The 18,896-nt window shown below is 45.4% G+C and carries 16 protein-coding genes; 5 read left to right on the top strand and 11 right to left on the bottom strand.

What is annotated here, in order from left to right; translation table 11 throughout:
* Positions 1-58 precede the first annotated feature (58 nt).
* The 3 genes from EX191_RS07980 (at position 59) to EX191_RS07970 (ending at position 3,980) form a co-directional block, all read left to right on the top strand.
* Entirely contained in the window at positions 59-1,372 is a 1,314-nt protein-coding gene (locus tag EX191_RS07980; protein ID WP_193447511.1) for a TolC family outer membrane protein, read from the top strand.
* A 5-nt stretch (positions 1,373-1,377) separates the two neighbouring features.
* Positions 1,378-1,995, top strand: a complete 618-nt coding sequence (locus EX191_RS07975) for an OmpA family protein (protein WP_193447510.1) — start codon at positions 1,378-1,380, stop codon at positions 1,993-1,995.
* A 329-nt stretch (positions 1,996-2,324) separates the two neighbouring features.
* The gene (locus EX191_RS07970) at positions 2,325-3,980 is read left to right on the top strand and encodes an ABC transporter substrate-binding protein (protein ID WP_193447509.1); all 1,656 of its coding nucleotides are present in this window, start codon (positions 2,325-2,327) and stop codon (positions 3,978-3,980) included.
* Between the two features lie 74 nt (positions 3,981-4,054).
* Here EX191_RS07970 and EX191_RS07965 read toward each other — a convergent pair whose 3' ends face one another.
* From EX191_RS07965 to artP, 5 genes are all read right to left on the bottom strand, one after another.
* A complete protein-coding gene (locus EX191_RS07965) occupies positions 4,055-4,627 on the bottom strand; it encodes a protocatechuate 3,4-dioxygenase (protein WP_164665706.1) in 573 nt (190 codons plus the stop codon).
* Between the two features lie 138 nt (positions 4,628-4,765).
* Complete coding sequence (artM, locus tag EX191_RS07960) at positions 4,766-5,434, bottom strand: arginine ABC transporter permease ArtM (protein WP_193447508.1); 669 nt, start codon at positions 5,432-5,434, stop codon at positions 4,766-4,768.
* Complete coding sequence (gene artQ, locus EX191_RS07955) at positions 5,431-6,120, bottom strand: arginine ABC transporter permease ArtQ (protein ID WP_005431570.1); 690 nt, start codon at positions 6,118-6,120, stop codon at positions 5,431-5,433. The genes artM and artQ overlap by 4 nt, the downstream gene beginning before the upstream one ends.
* A 1-nt stretch (position 6,121) precedes the next feature.
* Entirely contained in the window at positions 6,122-6,865 is a 744-nt protein-coding gene (locus EX191_RS07950) for an arginine ABC transporter substrate-binding protein (protein ID WP_071234349.1), read from the bottom strand.
* Between the two features lie 88 nt (positions 6,866-6,953).
* A complete protein-coding gene (gene artP / locus EX191_RS07945; RefSeq protein WP_341480770.1) occupies positions 6,954-7,682 on the bottom strand; it encodes an arginine ABC transporter ATP-binding protein ArtP in 729 nt (242 codons plus the stop codon).
* Between the two features lie 427 nt (positions 7,683-8,109).
* Here artP and EX191_RS07940 point away from each other — a divergent pair, with 427 nt between their 5' ends.
* Both EX191_RS07940 and EX191_RS07935 read left to right on the top strand, forming a co-directional pair.
* Positions 8,110-10,344, top strand: coding sequence for a hypothetical protein (locus tag EX191_RS07940; protein WP_193447506.1), 2,235 nt, complete (start codon positions 8,110-8,112; stop codon positions 10,342-10,344).
* Positions 10,345-10,485: 141 nt separating this feature from the next.
* A complete protein-coding gene (locus tag EX191_RS07935) occupies positions 10,486-11,481 on the top strand; it encodes an ABC transporter substrate-binding protein (protein ID WP_193447505.1) in 996 nt (331 codons plus the stop codon).
* An 82-nt stretch (positions 11,482-11,563) separates the two neighbouring features.
* Here EX191_RS07935 and EX191_RS07930 read toward each other — a convergent pair whose 3' ends face one another.
* From EX191_RS07930 to EX191_RS07905, 6 genes are all read right to left on the bottom strand, one after another.
* Complete coding sequence (locus EX191_RS07930) at positions 11,564-11,941, bottom strand: nuclear transport factor 2 family protein (RefSeq protein ID WP_193447504.1); 378 nt, start codon at positions 11,939-11,941, stop codon at positions 11,564-11,566.
* 144 nt (positions 11,942-12,085) lie between these two features.
* Positions 12,086-12,817, bottom strand: coding sequence for a DUF3726 domain-containing protein (locus tag EX191_RS07925; protein WP_085343646.1), 732 nt, complete (start codon positions 12,815-12,817; stop codon positions 12,086-12,088).
* The gene (locus tag EX191_RS07920; protein WP_193447503.1) at positions 12,814-14,550 is read right to left on the bottom strand and encodes a hypothetical protein; all 1,737 of its coding nucleotides are present in this window, start codon (positions 14,548-14,550) and stop codon (positions 12,814-12,816) included. The genes EX191_RS07925 and EX191_RS07920 overlap by 4 nt, the downstream gene beginning before the upstream one ends.
* Before the next feature lie 101 nt (positions 14,551-14,651).
* A complete protein-coding gene (locus EX191_RS07915; protein WP_005390956.1) occupies positions 14,652-16,253 on the bottom strand; it encodes a BCCT family transporter in 1,602 nt (533 codons plus the stop codon).
* 109 nt (positions 16,254-16,362) lie between these two features.
* Positions 16,363-17,352: a membrane dipeptidase gene (locus EX191_RS07910; RefSeq protein WP_005390958.1), complete on the bottom strand. Its 990-nt coding sequence runs from the start codon at positions 17,350-17,352 to the stop codon at positions 16,363-16,365.
* Positions 17,353-17,421: 69 nt separating this feature from the next.
* Positions 17,422-18,882, bottom strand: coding sequence for an aldehyde dehydrogenase family protein (locus EX191_RS07905; protein ID WP_193447502.1), 1,461 nt, complete (start codon positions 18,880-18,882; stop codon positions 17,422-17,424).
* Positions 18,883-18,896: the final 14 nt, after the last annotated feature.

Raw genomic sequence — 18,896 nt, 5'->3', positions numbered from 1 at the left:
AATCTTTAATATTTATTTTTGAAAAATAACTGGCGTTAAATTATTTGGGGAGATTTTAGTGAAGCTAAGTAATATTAGTATCGCGTGTTTTGGTTTGCTAATACCACTGGTTTCTAGCGCACAAACTTTAGAACAAGCAATAGCGACAACATTTGCAACGAACCCTGATATCAAAAGTGCGTTTAACGAGTATATGAGTAGTCGTTATATTATCGATAAATCACGTGGAGCATATAAACCTAGTCTCGATATTGACGCGGGTATCGGTTACGAGAGCATTCACCCTTCCGACTCTACTGGTAAGAGTGATACCGAGATGAGCCGCAAAGATATGGCAATTACTCTTACCCAGTTGATCTGGGATGGTTCAAAAACCCTATATGACATTGATCGTACCTCTGCAGATGCAGAGTCTGTGCGTTATCAGTTACTTGCAGATGCCCAAAATGTTGCGTTAGAAGTCATCAAAGCTTATTTGGATGTAGTAAAAACACAAAAGCTGACTGCGCTTTCCACTAGCAACCTAAACACACATAAGCGAATTTATACTGATATTAAAAAGCGTACAGAGTCAGGAATTGGCTCAGTTGCCGACCTTAACCAGGTTAAAGCTCGTTTAGCAAAAGCTCAAAGTAATGTTTTAGCTGCACAAAATAACCATAAAGACGCTCAAACAGCATTCTTTCGCTTAGTTGGTGAAGCACCAACTAACCTTATTTTTCCGCACGCAGACCAAAACTTTATCCCCAATTCTCTAGACGAGGCCCAATCGCAGGCTTTTGACAATCATCCTGTCATAAAAATAGCACTCGCAGATGTCGATTCTGCCAGGTTCCAATATAAACAAGCAGATGCAAACTATTTCCCAGTCATCTCATTTGAAGCGAAACAAAGCTGGAACGATGATGTAGGAGGAGTAAATGGTCTCAACTCTGAAACACAAGCAATGCTCCGTGTCCGATACAACCTTTACAACGGTGGCCGAGACTCTGCGAACAGCGACAGTATGGCCTATCAACTCAATAAAGCGAAAGACCTCAGAGAGCGAGCATACCGAAGTGTGGAGCAAGAGCTCCGCCTTTCGTGGAGCGCTCTTGAACTGACTAAACAACAAAAGTCTTTTTTAATACAACACGTTGATTCCATGTCAAACACCGTTATTGCATACCAAAAACAATATCGTATTGGAAAGCGCACCTTACTTGATCTGCTGAACACTGAAAACGAGTTGTTTGAATCACGCAAAAACTACTTAGAAACACAATTTGCACAGCAATACGCACAATATCGGACCCTGACTTCAACCGGGCAGCTTTTAGACGCATTGCGCGTCGACATACCGGAAGCGTGGACTCAATCGGTGGAGTACTAAATACAATGAAAAAGAACCTTCTAATCACTCTGGCTTTGGTCATAATGAGTCATCATAGTGCGTACGCACAAGATGAGCTGACGTACATTCCTATACCAAAGGCGAATCAGATTGCTGACCTAAACGACTTGGACAAAGATGGTGTGATAAACGCTCGTGATCTTTGCGCAGGCACTCCAATAGGGGCAGAAGTGGACAATGATGGTTGTGAAACCTATTTGCATAAAGAAGAGCAATACCAACTTAAGATTTTGTTTGATAATGACTCTGCTCTTATTAACCAAATTTTTAAAAACAAGATAGATGAGTTGGCTGCATTTCTTAAAAAGTATCCAACCACTTCTATAGAGATACAAGGATACGCAAGTAAGGTAGGACGCGCAGAATACAATTTAAACCTATCTCGCCATCGTGCAGAGAATGTACGCAATCTATTGATAAAAAAAGGAATCCCGGGTGACCGCCTCGCAATTATTGCTTTTGGCGACACACAGTTAGCAGAGCCGGGTATGGATCGTGTCAGCCACGCATTAAACCGCCGCGTTACTGCCACTGTTGTCGGCCAGCAAGGGATGGTTAAAGATGAGTGGACGATATTCACTACCTTCCCAGAAGTAAAATAAACTTATACCCCTGCTTATTTGCATAGATGAGTGGGGGTATTTTCATGTCATTACGCCTAACTAATTAGACACAACTAATAAAACAAACACTAACATTAATCATAACTCACTAATATTATAGTAAAAATTAAAAAGTGAGCCTTTGCTCTATATTAGTAGTAATATATTAGAGTCAAAATTAAAACCACCAATACTTTTAAATGGGAAGAAGATAAGCCAATCAATAACACTGAGGGGTTTAAGCAATCACCTTTCTTCACCACAATATGAAATCAATTTATTATATAGCTTTAATAAATCAATCATCTATTGAGGAAACATAATAAAACATGACAGAAACATGTCTTCGTAGATTGAGCCAGTTATTAAAACATTACAAACACTCTCAAACGTATCAGGTAAACCTCGACGATTTAGAACTGGTTTTTTCAACTTCTAGACGCAACATATCTAATATACTGAGAATACTTGACAGCTACAATTGGATCCACTGGGAGCCAGGTCGTGGCCGTGGGAAAGCCAGCACACTAAAAGTGACGGTAACAATACATCAAGCCCTATACTTTACGATTCGTAATGAAATCAACAATGGTAGCTTTGACGTCATCTCGAGGTTACTTGAGCATTACCGTAGCACTGCTGTAAGCGCACTTAGCCAAGCACTCGCAGAAGTTTCAGAAGAAAACAAAGATTCAAATACACTCATCGTCAGCCAGTATCCTTGGGTAGATGAGCTAACCCCTTCACTGACTTATCGCTTTTCAGAACTGCAGGTAATACGCAGCTTGTATGACACCCTATTTACCGTTGATCACTACGGTCAATTAAAAAATCACCTCGCTTGTGAGTACAAAAATGAAGGCAGTTGTATATATATTTGGCTCCGCCCTGATATCTACTGTCACGATGGGCTAACATTACAAGCAGAAGATGTCGTACACTCTTTAAATAAGCTCGTTACAACAGATGGCCCCGTCCAAAAATTACTTCAGCAAGTCACTCGTATCAGCTTCGATAATGCCAAACAAGCTATACGTATTGACTTAAAGCAGCCTAATAACTTATTCATTTACTGCTTAGCAACCGCAAATGCGTCTATCACTACTCGACGTCAGAAGAGCTTTAAAGGTCGCAGTATCACAATAGGTACTGGCCCATTTGTACTTAGGCATTGGGATACCGACAAAATAGTACTGAAGAAACATCATAACTATTTCGCAAAAAAGGCATTATTGGAGCAAATAACGCTCTCTCATCAAGGGACTGAGCTGGATCAATACATCAGTTATAATCAGGAAACTGACGATACCGAATGTTATATGATTCAGGCATTTTCTTTTCTAGCACGTAATCGTCGCGCCGAGTGCTCACTAAGCGAGCAAACTTGGCAGCGCCTATTTTCTTTTATCGAGAGTCGTAGATTTGAATTTGCCAAAGCGAATGGCTTGGAAACGATGCACATTCTCGATGATAGCTCTCACAACGAGAATGTTCCTCAGCTTGAGGGAGCGTTGGTCATAACCCATCCAAAGTGGACGATTGATTATTTAAGTAAAGCGAACCAATGGATCGTAGATTTAATCCGTCAAACTGGGTTGCATGTAGAATTTGTGGAGCTAACTGACGCTAGTAATCCTCAACTTGTAAAAGAACAAGCCGACTTGCTCTTTGTCGAAGATGTCGTTGAGCCACCTTTAACCTATGGAATTTATGAGTGGCTATTAACAGGTACAGGTATTCGATTTGCTCTTCACTCTGATGAATTTGAACAGCATGTTAATCACGTACACGATGCAGTCTCAGATCCCACGCCTGAAAAACGTTTGGAGGGAATACTCTCAGAGCTCAGAGATGATACAACAATCTTACCATTGTTCTGGGGGCAAGAAAAAATCACCAGAGCGAAAGGTGTAAGCGGTGTTCAACTCCGTAAATCTGGGTACAGTGATTTCTACAAACTAAGAGTCAGGGCCGGACAAGACTAATCTGTTAGAAGCTTCTGTTTGCTAATTACTTTTGTAATCTACGATGTGAGTTTTCAAAATAATGCTTAATCGCATTAAGCGAGCACAAAATTGAACTCACCGACGACTCGACCATCAATGTTGACAGGCTTAAACTGCAAATAATCACGGGCTTTTCCTCCCCACCACTCGTTACCAGTTCGCCCTTTCAAATAAAGCTGAGTCGTTAACAGCTCTTTCTCTCCACTCCATAGTTTGACGTGGATGTGGGGAGGTCGAGAGCTATATGGAACCGGAAATAACGTTTGAAAAAGGTAATTCCCATCTTCGTCAGTTAAAACTGCACCAAAGCCTGCGAAGTGAGGATCAAACTTATTATTGTTAGGTTGATTCGGGTGTTCATAGATGCCTTGTCCATCACATTGCCATATTTCTATTTTCATTCCAGACAATGGATTCCCTGCTGTATCCATTACCTTACCCTGAAGAAAAATGGGCTCACCAATAAGACCTTTCGACTGCAAAATCAAATTTTGACGAAATGGCACTGGAACCACGGGATAGAATGGTCCTTCCGTTTGAGGCGGTGTCGGCTTCATTGGGCTAGCGGATTTTAGCGAAGGCGCAAATATTAGCGACCATAAAGCTAAGAAGTGTCGACGTTCCATATCATCACCAGTGATTGTTTACCTTACTTAAGTTTGGTGATTCTTGATGATTTTTCCAGCATAGCAGCACACTAAAACAAATATGCCTCTGTTCAGGGCAACGCTGAACAGAGGCATTTACAAATTATCTGCTAATAATTAAACGGCTTCAAAGGCTAGTGCTTTCTTCTCTACCTGACGAAAAATAAGAGTGAGCACACCATTTACCGTTAAATAAAATGCGCCCGCAATACCAAATACCGTCAACGTATCGTAAGTTTGTGCGTTAATGCGCTGCGCGTAACCCATCAGATCCATGATCGTGATCGTGCTCGCTAATGACGTGCCTTTGAAGACCAAAATCACTTCGTTCGAATAAGCCGGAACGGCACGACGAATAGCGTATGGCAGCAGCACTTTTAGCGTTGCGGTTTTGTTCATCCCTAGAGCACGACACGCTTGCCATTGACCAGAAGGAATCGCGTTAAACGCGCCTTTAAACAGCTGAGTGCTGTACGCCGCGGTATTAAGCGCTAACGCTAACATCGCACAGAACCAAGGTTGGCTTAACCATGTCCAGAATACGCTTTCTCTTACGACATCAAACTGACCCGGACCGTAGTACACCAAAAAGATCTGTACCAACAAAGGCGTACCAGTGAACAAGGTGATGATGCCACGACTTACCCAATGCAAACCCGGAGTACGTAGGATCAGAGTTAGCGTCATCATCAAAGCAAGAATACACCCCACAACCAAAGAGGCCGCTGTCAATTGAAGGCTAGTGCCTAAGCCATCCAGCATTTGCCAAACGTGTTGTTCGTTCATGCGGTTGCCTCCTGTCCCATGCTCATACCTTGAATTGAGAACTTCTTATCAATCAGTTTGACGGCACGTTGTGTAATGAGTGTAATGACCAAATAAATTGCCGCAGCGGTTGCGTACCAAGTGAAAGCCTCGTGCGTAGCTGCAGACGTTAGCTGCGCTTGTTTCAGCAAATCCGTTACACCGATCAGTGATACAAGTGCGGTATCTTTCAGCAGAACCAACCATTGGTTAGTTAAGCCTGGTAGTGCGTGTCTTACAGCTTGAGGCAAAACAATGCGAACAAAAGCGTGTGCTTGACTGATGCCTAATGCACTTGCTGCTTCTCTCTGTCCTCTTCCTACGGCTTTCAATGCGCCACGTAGAGTTTGAGAAGCGTAGGAAGCGAAGATCAATGACAACGCCACCACGCCAGACAAGAACGGGCTTACCTCAATAAAGTCTCCGGTGATTAAAAACAGAACCTGCGTCGAACCAAAATAGATGAACAACACGACAAGGATTTCTGGCAAGCCACGTACAATCGTCACAAACGCCGTCATTGGCCATTTAACGAAAACGCGGCGAGACATTTCACCACTGGCGAATACCACTGCCAGAATCAAACCGACTAATAGGCTTGTGAAGGCTAGCTGGACAGTCATCCAACTAGCTTGAACAAGTGATAGAGAGTAACCCGTTAGTGCCATATTACTTACCGAAGTACTTGTTGTAGATTACGTCGTATTCACCGTTCGCTTTCACTGTTTTCAGTGCCGTGTTCAGCTTGTTCACTAACTCGTCGTTACCTTTATTTACCGCGATACCGAAACCGTTACCGAAGTATTTAGGATTAGTTACGTGTTCACCTACGTACGCTAGGTTGTCTTCTTTCTTGAACCATTCTGCTACGACTGCTGTGTCACCGAATACAGAATCAATACGGCCATTTTTCATATCGATGAACGCGTCTTGGTAGCTTGAGTAAGGAACCGCGGTTACGCCCGGCATTTGCTCAATCAGGTAACTTTGGTGTGTTGAACCATTTTGAACACCAACACGCTTACCTTCTAAACCTTTTTGGTCAGCCACTTTATCCTTAATAGATACAAATGCAGCTGAGTTATCGTAGTAAGGTGCAGAGAAATTAACTTGCTCTAAACGCGCTTCGGTAATGTCCATTGCAGAAATAGCAGCATCGTAACGCTTGAATTTTAATGCAGGGATCAGGCTGTCAAAAGATTGGTTGTGGAAAGTACATTTTGCTTCCATTTCTTTACACAATGCGTTCGCCAAATCGACATCGAAACCTTGAATTTGGTTGTTTTCATCCATGTACTCGAATGGTGCGTAAGTCGCTTCCATCGCGAATTTAATCTCTTCTTGTGCTGCTGCGTTTGCTGCCATGGTTGCAGAAGAAAGGCCGATTAGTGAAGCTAGTAGAATCTTTTTCATTGCAATACTCCGTGTGTACTTAGTGGGCTGACACTCGCAATGACAGCCGAGCTTATCTGTTAAATAGACTGAACTTTAAAAACGTAATTTAGTGATTTAGGTAATCAGCAAACTGAGTGGTTTGCGGGTTAACAAACGCGTCGTGCGTGCCATGCTCCACAATATGTCCTCTCTCGAGGTACAGAACGTGACTAGCAATCTTTTTAGCAAAATCGACTTCGTGAGTAACAACGACTTGAGTGATGCCGGTTTCGCTTAAATCGTTAATGATCTTAACCACTTGATTTGTGATCTCAGGGTCGAGCGCTGCGGTAGGCTCATCAAAAAGCAAGACTTCTGGTTTCATCATCAGTGCTCGAGCAATCGCCACACGTTGCTGTTGACCACCAGAAAGTTGCATCGGCCATGCATCCGCTTTGTCTGCCAAATGCAACGTTGCGAGAATTTGCATTGCCTGCTTCTTCGCTTCTTCTTTATCCATGCCAGAGACTTTTACTGGAGCCTCAATCAGGTTCTCCATCACTGTCATGTGTGGCCATAGGTTGTACTGTTGGAACACCATGCCCACTTTACGACGAAGCGCTAAACCTTGCTTCTCTTTGATTTCAGTTGAAAAGTCGAATGCGTCATCAGCGATGTTTAACTGGCCGTTATCCGCCCCTTCAAGAAGGTTAAGAACACGTAGCAGAGAGCTCTTCCCTGCGCCACTTGGACCGAGTAAAACCAGTGTTTCCCCGCTTTCACACTTAAAGCTGACATCGTGAAGCACTTGTGTCTCACCGTAGGATTTATTGATTCCGCTTACCTGAATAGTCATGCTGACATACCGCATTAATTGTCACTTGGTATTTATATTACTCAATTGGACTTTTTATGCAATAAAAATGTATAAAAATTTAACTTGTTAATTTTTTGTATGATCAGAAACCACCAAGACAGAGTATCTGACTGGTTTGAAGAGTTAGTTTTAACTGAATTTGTTGAAGAAAAATCCAACAACATGGTGACGACCGAAACAAGGTTAAAATGGTGGTTATTTTTGTGCTGACGTGTAGAGGAAGTTTTGACTCTATGAGGATGATCTATTCCAAGTACACCCGCTCATTTTTGCACAGCATCCCCTGTTAGTTTTCCTGTAAAGTCCTCTATGGCAGGGTCCTGATTACGACTTCGCGAATGGACTATAATTTCTCTTTGTATCTGACTCTTAATTTGAGTCATCTAAGTATTAATGGGATAACTCCATGTTGAAGTCGCATTGTTTTTCTCTCGTTACACTCATTTCTTTGAGCTTGCTTTCTGTACCCAACGTTTGGAGTAGAACAGCAATCGTGTTACCTGGGTTGCATGAACAGGGTATTGATCTTCAAGATAAGCCTATCTCTGCTGCCGCTGCACTTGAATGGGAGTTGGATAATGCCGATATCGTGTTTGGAGCTTACGAAAATAAGAGTGATAACGAGCGTGTAAAAGCGCTTGGTTACATGTACAACCAAAAGCTGGAACTTAACTCAGGTTGGCTGGAAAACGATATACGTAACCAAGCAGAAATAAATAACATCGATTATGAGGACTTTTTTCTTCATTTTTCGGAAGACACTGTCCTAGCTGAAGTCGACTCAAGCCATGGTGAAAATACCTTACTCAATCGAAAACCGATGATCGTTGGCTATACGGCTAGCGCTGACCACGCCGGTTTTTGGCTATATCAACCACCGCCATGGGATGCTGATGTATTCGGTCAGGCGAATAATGGTGGTGCCCTCTATGTTTATCACTCAGAGAAGTTCGACCGCTTGACCCTTACGTTTTCCCAGTTTGCTCAAGGTGGCAACTTCACAATTGAATACCCTTCTGCCATCGATTCATTCGGTCTGGTAACAGAATGGAAAAGCTTCGCAATTAAAAAAGACAAGACTGAAAACATGACTAAAAACCAAACGGTAAACTGGTCTGTTCCTTTGGATTGGGTTCGCGCTACGACACACGATGGTAGCGGACAAACCTATGGTGGCGGTCAGTATTTTGGGTCCACTTTTTTACGCGACGGCGGCCGCCTTTACGTTGCGAAAATTACTTGGCATGACGACAACATAGAAAACCGCCCACGCCTCGAAAACATTCAACTCAAAGATAGCTTCCCTGTCGCCAATGTCTCAGGAGCACCAACGGAGACACCTGAAGGTCAAACCATTCAGCGCTGGCGACAAATTCGAGGTTTTGACGAATCAGCCGATCGAAACCAAGATAATTATCTTTCTTGGCAAGAGTTCAAGAGCCGCTCAAATAAGAATGCAACCGCACGATTTCGTTGGGAGTCACGCGTTATTCCATTTGGTCGCATGTGGAATCAAACCTCTTCTTGGGCATTAACCAACCTCGGCAATCCCGATCTTGCCAACGCAATACACCACTATTACCAAGCTGAATGGGCAAAACAAGGTTTAAACGGTGCGTACAACGACGATACGAATAAGTTACTCGGAGAAAATCAGTTCTACGTTTATTCCGGTGGTACGGTGGATGAGCTTGGTTTGGTGGCGGGAAGCCAAGCCGCTGATGATGCATACAAAGCGCAATTCTCGGCGTTCTTAAACAAATTGGCGACGCTGGATGCGGATGCGTTAATTGGCCTCAACATAGGCGCGGCCAACTTATTCGGTCGTAACGGCCAAAACCACTTGGTTGGTGCTGGCTCCTTGTACTTGCGCGAGCACTACCTTTTCCCTTCTACCGGCTTTAGTGGCTATGCTGGCTTGGCTAAATTTTGGGATAACTCTGCACTCGCCAAAGTTGGCCAGAAAGTGATTTATCAAGCGACAACGCGTTATGGTCGCGTTCAATACTTTGGTAACACAGAAGACAATTGGAAACAGGACCAATACTCTGCACTAGCGGTGTTCTACTTAAACTATCACCCTGAGCGCAGTTACTTTAATCAGTGGAACAATGGCTACTTATATGGAAGTAATAACACAACAGGTGACAACTTCTGGAAGGCAGGCGTACCAAAGAATATTGCTTATCAACCTAGCACCTTGCTTGCCGTTGATTTAGGTACACCAGCCAATCAAACCCCAGAGGGGTATCAGGCGACTCCGGTAATGATGTCCACCAGCACGCCCTATTCCGCCGATTACACGGTGATTGGAGATGCTTCTATGAGCAAAGTGGCTCATCCTGACTTGCCTAATGGCGCTATCGATTTGTTACCAACCCATACGTACTTTGCGTATCGCTCAGAAGATACAGTAGTGATGCATGGCCCTACGGAGATGGTATTAGCCCGCGAATTCACCAAAGGCCGAGTGCTGTATCGGACTGATTTCTTTGGCAAGAATATCGATTATTTCTCCTCACCGAAGATAACTATCGCACTTCCAGAGCCTATGCGACCTGTAGATCAAGACGGTAACATCGGCGACTATGTTTCTCACATTGAGATCGGCGGCTACGAAGGGGTGTTCTTGCTGTATTAACTCCCTTTCAAACACTCTCACTCAACGCTTCATAAATCGCCGTTTTTATGCTTAACGTCACTGAAAAAACCTTGTTCACTGAATCTTTATAAACCGATGTATATACTGAAGTAAATGACAACGACAAGGAAATTCAGTCACATGAAGACGACACTTTCAATGCTCTCTGTTCTGCTGCTCTCAGCATTATCAACTCATGCAAATGCGGATGAATGTGGAAAAATAACCATCGCGGATATGAATTGGAATTCGGCCAGCTTAATGGCGCACATCGACCAATTTGTCTTAAATGAAGGCTACCAGTGCGATGCGGAATTGATCCCTGGTGATAGCGTTCCTACAGGCACCTCTATGATTGAAAAGGGGCAGCCTGACGTTGCGCCAGAGTTATGGACAAACGGTATTAAAGAAGCACTTGATAAAGGGATTGCGGATAAACGCTTGCGCATCGCTGGTGAGTCGCTTGTCAATGGCGGTGAAGAAGGCTTTTGGGTTCCCGCCTATCTGGTAAAACAGTATCCAGAGCTCGCGACGATAGAAGGCGTCATTAAACACGCCAAGCTGTTTGAACACCCTGAGGATGATGACAAGTTCGCCTTTTATAGCTGCCCTGCTGGTTGGACATGCCAAATCACCTCCGGTCACTTGTTTAATGCATTAGGGTTAAGTGAGCACGGCTTTGAGATGGTTGACCCAGGCTCTGGCGCAGCATTAGCTGGCACCATCGCCAAAGCCTATGATCGCAAAATGCCTTGGTTTGGTTACTACTGGTCACCAACACCCGTATTGGGCAAGTATGATATGGTCAAAGTGGATTTTGGTAGCGGAACGGATCTGGAAGAGTATCGCAACTGTACCACCCAGCCTGATTGTGCTTCACCAAAAGTAACAATGTACCCACCTTCTCCAGTTCGCACAGTAACAACTGAGGCATTTGCGAACAAAGAACCCCAAGCATTCGCGTACTTGCAGCAACGCGGATTTACCAACGAGCAAATGAGTGAAATGCTGGCCTGGATGGAAGATAACTACGCAGATGGTGAAGAAGCGATGTTTTACTTCTTTAATACCTATCCTGACTTATGGAAAGGTTGGGTATCTGAAGACGTAGCGGTGAGAATCGAAAAAGCGCTCTAGTGATTGACGTCTAACTCGTACCAAATAATTTAGCCTCCCATACCGTTTGAGTAAATAGTATTGGAGGCTAATCAACGATTCGTTAATACATGGTGTGACCATTCAATGTTTCTTTAGGAATCTCTTGCAGAGCGTCCCAATGTTCGACGATTTTCCCATTATGATCAAAACGAAAGAAATCCATCGTCACGTATTCAATATCATTAGGCCATGTTTGGTGAGTGTGTAGTGCCACCAAATTCCCCTCAGCAATGGCTCGCACAAACGTAATGTCTTTATTGGGATACTCGTTTTGCATCCGCTCAAAATACTCGATAAAAGCCTCGGGGCCATTTCCAACTAATGGATTGTGCTGGATGTACTCATCGCCAACGTACTCTTCAACCGCCTTTCTTGGGTTACCTCGATAGGCGGTTTCGTAAAACGCAATGGCATTTCTTTTGTTCTCTTGCAGGTCCATTTTTCTTCCCTATGTCGCTCTACTTGGTATTTAACGATAATCATAGCCTTAGAACCTAAGAAGTGACCGAACATCGCGCACAAAAAAGGCCGCTAAACCGCAGCCTTCATCACTTGAAACTTGTAATCACAGTCCCTTCAGAGCTTAAACCACACCACCAGCGCCCTGCATGGAACGCTCACTGTTCTCCACTAGCAATGCAGTTGCGGTTTGTTTCAATGTTTCCCACTCTTGGTCTTCGACAAAAATACCATTTTGCCAAGAGGCTTGTTGCGTGTTGCTTAACTCATCGCCTTCAATGTGAATGGTGTATCCCTGTGCGCTTTTCTCGATATCGAAATCGTTCACAGAGAGTTCGATAACCATACTATGCAAATTCGTATCATGCCCATCAAACTGATCCGAGAAAAAGACTTCTGGCGCGATTCGTCCACGGTTTAACACATAAAGCGTTCGTTTTGGACTAGAGCCATTGACCCATTGTGCACGGCACGCGATGCCTTTTGCAGAGAGCTTCAACAACTCACTAAAACCTAGCCAACGGTTATGGCACTGTTTCAATGTGATATTAATCGACTTGCTGTTGATCATTTTCTCAAGTGCGAAATCCAACACGGCGGGTAAGTGGCACGCCACACTGCCATTGTGCAAATCCATCTCGATACTCGATGGCGTGCTGTTGGTCACCGATACGGCGCAGTCCGAATCTAACCCAAGAAACAGGCTGGCGTTATTAAAGTGACGCACCCCGTGCAAGCCAACCATTTGCAAGTCCGCCACCATGTTCGCAATGACATCCGCCTCACCACAGTGACGGCGCATGCCAAGAAATGCCTTATTAACCGCGGCCACCAATTCGTTGTGAGAGACGATCATAATGCAAATCCTCCGTTGATTTTTTGATTGTCACTTTGCGCAATTTCTTCTCGTTCCGGCATGCTCGGGAAAATCCATGTGTCCGCCAGTTTAGGATCGTGAATTTCATCTAACAGCGGCGCACCTTGGAAGAAAGTAACTCGAACCCAACGATCCGAGCGCGGATCAAACTTAGTCGCACCAAAGATCGCCAACTTACAGCGCAATAAGTGCATTGGTAACGCATCTTTACGCAGCACGTTCATATGAATATCACCCATTGCTCGGTTGCCTAACGTCCATACGCGACGTGTGATCGAACGGTAAGTCGGATTTTGCAACAGAAACTCTGCTACGGACATTTCTTCATCACAACCAAGCAAGGCGTGGTACAAGCGATTCACTTGTCTGCCGATATCAAGCGGCAGCTCTTTTTCTTCTCCTGCTTCCTCACCACGAACACCAAGCCTTGGTTCTTCTTTGTCTTGTGAACGATACCAGAACCAGTAGTTGTTCTCGGCTAGTGAGTAATCCGCATCAATCGCCCAGCGGTATTTGCTTTGCAACACCTCAAGTAAATCTTGGATCTTTTTCCCGCCCGGAATCGATAACGTTTCATCCGTATTCATTTGGCTAGCAAATTCATCCACCAAAGATGGGTACAGTTCGATCAAGCAAGAGGTGAGGATTTCTTGGGCTTCCACACTCATTGTTTTCTTTTGCTCGACCAAACTCGCCCAGTTAGGATGTGATGCCATTAATGTTGTTAGCTCCGATAGCAGTTGTTTGATGTCTGCTATCGCTTGATGATTGAGCCTGTCTTGATGTTCATTGATGGTGATGACTTGCTCTAGATGGCGCTGTGCTTTTTGTAGTAATCCTTGCAAAGGAGCATGGAATGACGCTTCACACGGCATCGCAAAGACTCGCGCTACCGCACGCTCGCGAGAGGTCATCCATTGGTCAACGATGCACGGGTGATTAATCAAGTATGGAGCCATGCCTAAGCCAGTAGCATTGCCGACACCAAGGTAGCGCTGCAAGCCACGATGCAAAGCCACCGCGTTGTCGCCTCCTTGCTGAAGTGCTAGGTAGTGCACCCAATCCAGGCTGAATTCGCGCAACATATATACGGCACACATTTGCGCACTAAAAGACTGGCTGAAATCTGAGTTGTTCTCTAGCAGTTTGAAATCGGCGATGCCAAACTTGCCGTTCCCATAAACAGCTGTGGTACGCAGGATATAACCCACTTCCGCCAGCTCTTTTGGCTCGGGCTGCTTGCCTTGAGAAAGGGCGCTAACAATGTGTTCAAACACACGCACGCTTTTGTTTGCGCGAGCCAGAACAAGCACGTTATTCGGATTGCGTCCCGCTTCTTGCAGCGGTACATTTGCTCGCAATCTTTCCAACAAAGTAACATCAACATCGCCTTGAACCAGTGCGAATGTGACGTCCCACTTTTCAGCAATGACGCGGTCATTACGCTCGTCATCAGCAATTTCATCACAGAACACCACCAAATGATAAACGTGCTCTGGCGTGGTCAACTTGTAAATAACGTGACCATAACCACGCGGACAAAGTTGCCACTCATGCTTGGTTACTTGCCAGTTTTGGCTTGCCATATTACGAATCAGACTACGAACAAAGCTGATTCGGTTTTGGTGCATTGCGCCAAGCCTTTCGGCTGCCATGACAATCGCTGCGTCGCGCATAGTTGCTTCCGTATAAGTAGAACGATGTGCATCCATTTTGCTCACCACCTATTTGTTATTGTAAGAATACTAGGGTTTGTGCGGATGTAGGAGGAAAACACCCGCACAAGCTCCACGTTGTTTGAATTAGATAATTGTTATAGCCCTTGCTCTTTCGCCATTTTGATTGCGATTTGCGGTGCATTCCAAAGTGACGGCAACAGAATCAGCGAAACCGGAACCGCGGTAATCACAATGAAAGATTGCAGTGCAGAGATGCCGCCAGAGCCAAGCGAAATCAGGATCAGAGCTGTCACACCCATCATTACGCCCCAGAAGGTACGGATGATCGCATTCGGCTCCGTTTCACCACTGATCACGACACTGATTGTGTAGGTCATTGAGTCGCCCGTCGTGACGATGAAGATCGTGGTTAAAATCAGAAATAGAATTGAAGTCAGCATTGGCATTGGTAGTTGCTGAGTCACCGCAAGCAAAGCACCTGGCAAGTTAAAGCCTTCAAACGCCGCACTCACACTACCCGGCTCAGCAATTTCAAACGCAAGGCCAGAGCCGCCTACAATCGTGAACCAAAAACAGGTGGTGAGCGGAGCCACAATACTGATGGTTGAAATAACTTGGCGAATAGTGCGACCACGAGAAATACGCGCAATAAAGATTGCCATCATCGGACCATAACCAAGGAACCAGCCCCAGAAAAATACTGTCCACCAGCTTAGCCAACCTTCGTCACCGCGATAGGTCGCCATTGGGATAAAGTTATCCAACATGCTTCCGACCCCTTGAATGTATCCGTTAAAGATAAAATTCGTAGGACCAAAAAACAGGATGTAAACCATCAATGCCATTGCCAGAATCACGTTGTAACGACTAAGCAGTTGCATGCCTCGGCTTAATCCACTGAGTGCTGACAAGGTGTAAAGCGCAATCGCAAACAAGATGATGATAAGCTGAGTCGTAAAGCCATCAGGAATATCAAACAATGCATTTAACGCGTAGCTAACCTGCAAGCCAAGAAACCCAATTGGACCAATGGTGCCCGCGGCTACCGCGATAATGCAGCATGCGTCAATCAATGCACCGAGTTGGCCTTTAAGTGCTCGTTCGCCCAAGACTGGGTAAAGCAAAATACGGGGTTTTAGCGGTAAGCCTTTGTCGTAATGCAGGTGCATCACCACGATGGAAGTTAAGCTACCTACAATCGCCCAAGCCAGAAAGCCCCAGTGCATAAAGGATTGCGACAACGCATTCACCGCACCTTGCTGCGGGTTATCTTGCGCGCCGTATAGAGGTGGCGGGCTAACATAATGCGCGATAGGCTCAGCCGCGGCCCAGAAAACGCCACCACCAGCCAATAAGGTACAGAAAATAATCGCCATCCAGCGGAAAGAGTCCATTTCTGGTTTTGCAATCCCGCCCAACATCACCTTGCCTGTTCGCCCTGCAGCCAAGCCAAGACCAATAAGAAAAGTGAGAAGCAGCAGTAACTGCCAGTAAGGACCAAACACCTGAACTGCCCAGCCAAAGCCGGCGTTAACGATCGTAGATAACAACTCGCCGTCATAAAGTGCAATAGCAACGAACAACGCGATAAAACCACCGCTATACCAAAAGGCCGGGTTATTCAGTCCTAATTTGTCCGTCGTGTTTTCTGTTGTTGATGTGTTGTGTGTTGCTTTTGACTTGCCCGATGACACGCTCATCGTGGAAGCTTTCATGCTATTGGTTAAATCAGACATACTCTGGCTCCAGAGGTTCTTTGCAGCTGCCAAAGACTGGCTACAAATGTGAGTTTTACGCCTGCCGTATTGTTGTTATGTAGGCAGGCGGTTCCTAATTTTGGGTGTACTATGAAATAGGCTCTAATCCTTCTTTGAGGAAGTTAAACCAGTTTTCACCCAATATTTTTCCTGCCTCAGATTCACTGAATCCGTGACGCATTAATCCGTTGTAGATGTTCTCCATCCCTGCACTGCCGCAGAACCATGGCAGCGCATCTGGCCATCCCGAGTTACTTGCCGAACCTTCGCCGTAATCCATCGCTTTTGACCAACGACCGTTGCGCATCCACTCCAACACTTGTTGCGGCTGGTTTAAGCACAAATCGCTACCGATACCTAAATGGTCAACGCCAAACATGTCTGCGGTTTTCGCAACCATCTGGCAGAAATCATCCAGCGTGCACTGGCTGCCATTTGGCAAATGGAACGGATATAAACTGAATCCAATCAAACCACCGCGCTCCGTCAGTGCTTTGATCACGGTGTTGGACTTGTTACGCAGTGCGTCATGCGCAAACGTCGGGTTGGCATGGCTGATACAAATTGGACGCGAAGAAAGATCGATGGCTTCCAACGTAGAACGCTCTGCACTGTGGGACATATCAATGATCATCCCGACTCGGTTCATCTCTTCAATCGCTTGCTTACCAAAGCGAGTTACACCTGAATCGTTTTGTTCGTAACAACCTGTCGCCAGTAAGCTTTGGTTGTTGTAGGTCAATTGCATGATCAGCAGACCTTGGCGGCGCATCACTTCAATCAGACCAATTTCATCATCGATAGGTGAGCAATTCTGCGCGCCGAAGAAGATGCCGACTTTGCCTTCTGCTTTGGCTTTTTCTACATCTGCCATTGAATAAATAGGCATGATGAGGTCCGCATTTTGCTCGAAGCGCAAGTTCCATTCAGCAAAACGCGTTAAGGTTTCGCGCGCAGTTTCGTGGTAGACGATGGTGGCATGAACAGCGGTAATGCCACTCGCCTTAAGCGTTTGGAAATACTCTCGATCCCAATTGCAGTACTGCAATCCGTCAATCACAATCCGTTGTTGGTACATAACCACTCCTTAAACAATTTCTTAGCCTTTCAGTGCGGGTAACTGACACCATCAGCTACCCTGCTGTTCTTAGTAAGGGCGCTGATAAGCGGTTTTCACCACGGTGTAGAACTCTTTGGCGTACTGCCCTTGCTCACGAGGGCCAAAGCTAGATTCTTTACGGCCACCAAATGGGACGTGATAATCTGTACCCGCAGTTGGCAAGTTAACCATGACGCAGCCCGTTTGGACTTGCTGTTTGAAGATCGCGCTATTGCGCAGACTTTGCGTGATAATGCCGCCTGTCAGGCCAAAGCGCGTATCGTTCGCGACTGCAATCGCCTCATCCAAATCAGAAACGCGAATCACGCTTGCCATTGGTGCAAAGACTTCTTCTTGGTTCATTTCCCAGCTGTTTTGTGTGTTCAAGAACAGGGTTGGTGACATATAGTAACCGTCATGCTCTAGGCTCAGACGCTCACCACCGAAAGCCAGCTCCGCGCCTGCTTGGCGTGCGTTTTCAATCCACTCAAAGTTCGCATTCAGCTGGTTACCATCAACAACAGGGCCCATGAATACGCCCTCTTCCAGTGCGTGACCCACTTTTAATTCGCTCATGCGTTTGATTAGCGCTTCAACATACGCGTCGTGAATTCCGTCCATAACCACAAGACGAGAAGACGCGGTACATTTTTGACCTGCACCCGAGAATGAGCCTGCGATTGTTGCTTCGACCGCAATTTGAATATCTGCATCATCTGCCACTACGAGCGCGTTTTTACTGCCCATCTCTAGCTGACAACGCACAAAGTTTGGTGCCGTTGCCGCGGCGACTTTACGGCCTGTGTCCACAGAACCAGTGAAGCTCACGCCGTTCACATCTTTCGAATTGATAAGGGTATTACCAACTTGCGAACCGCTACCCAAAACGAGGTTAAACGTGCCAGCAGGTAAACCTTGGCGATGGATAATCTCAGTCAGTGCAACGGCACTTGCTGGAGTTAGGTTGGCAGGCTTCCAGACGACACTATTGCCAAACGCAAGTGCTGGCGCGATTTTCCAAGCCGCTGTTGCTGTTGGGAAGTTCCAAGGAGAGATAATGGCGATAACGCCGACGGCTTCGCGAGTAACTTCAACGGAGACACCTGGACGGACGGAAGCAGCGTTATCGCCAATTTGACGCAGTACCTCAGCAGCAAAGTATTGGAAGAATTGGCCGGCACGGTAAATCTCACCTCGACCTTCAGCAAATGGCTTGCCTTCTTCACGCGAAAGCAAGGTGCCCAATTCGTCACATCGTGCAATGAGCTCATCACCAATCGCTTGCAGCACTGCTTGTTTGCGCTCGATTGGTGTTTTTTCCCACTCTAGCTGCGCTGATTTAGCCGCTTGAATCGCTTGCTCTACTTGCGACACACTCGCTTGTGCGAAATCGCCAATGTTTTCGCTGATATCAGAAGGGTTAATATTGACGATGGTTTCCATGCCAGATTGCCATTCACCTGCTATATAGAGGGATTTTTCTGCTTGAACATTGTTAATAAAAGTCATGGTTCTTTCCTTGT

Source organism: Vibrio chemaguriensis (genome assembly GCF_012275705.1).
Lineage (GTDB): Bacteria > Pseudomonadota > Gammaproteobacteria > Enterobacterales > Vibrionaceae > Vibrio > Vibrio diabolicus.
Note: the sequence above shows the minus strand (reverse complement) of the source record. Positions and strands in the feature narration are given on the sequence as shown.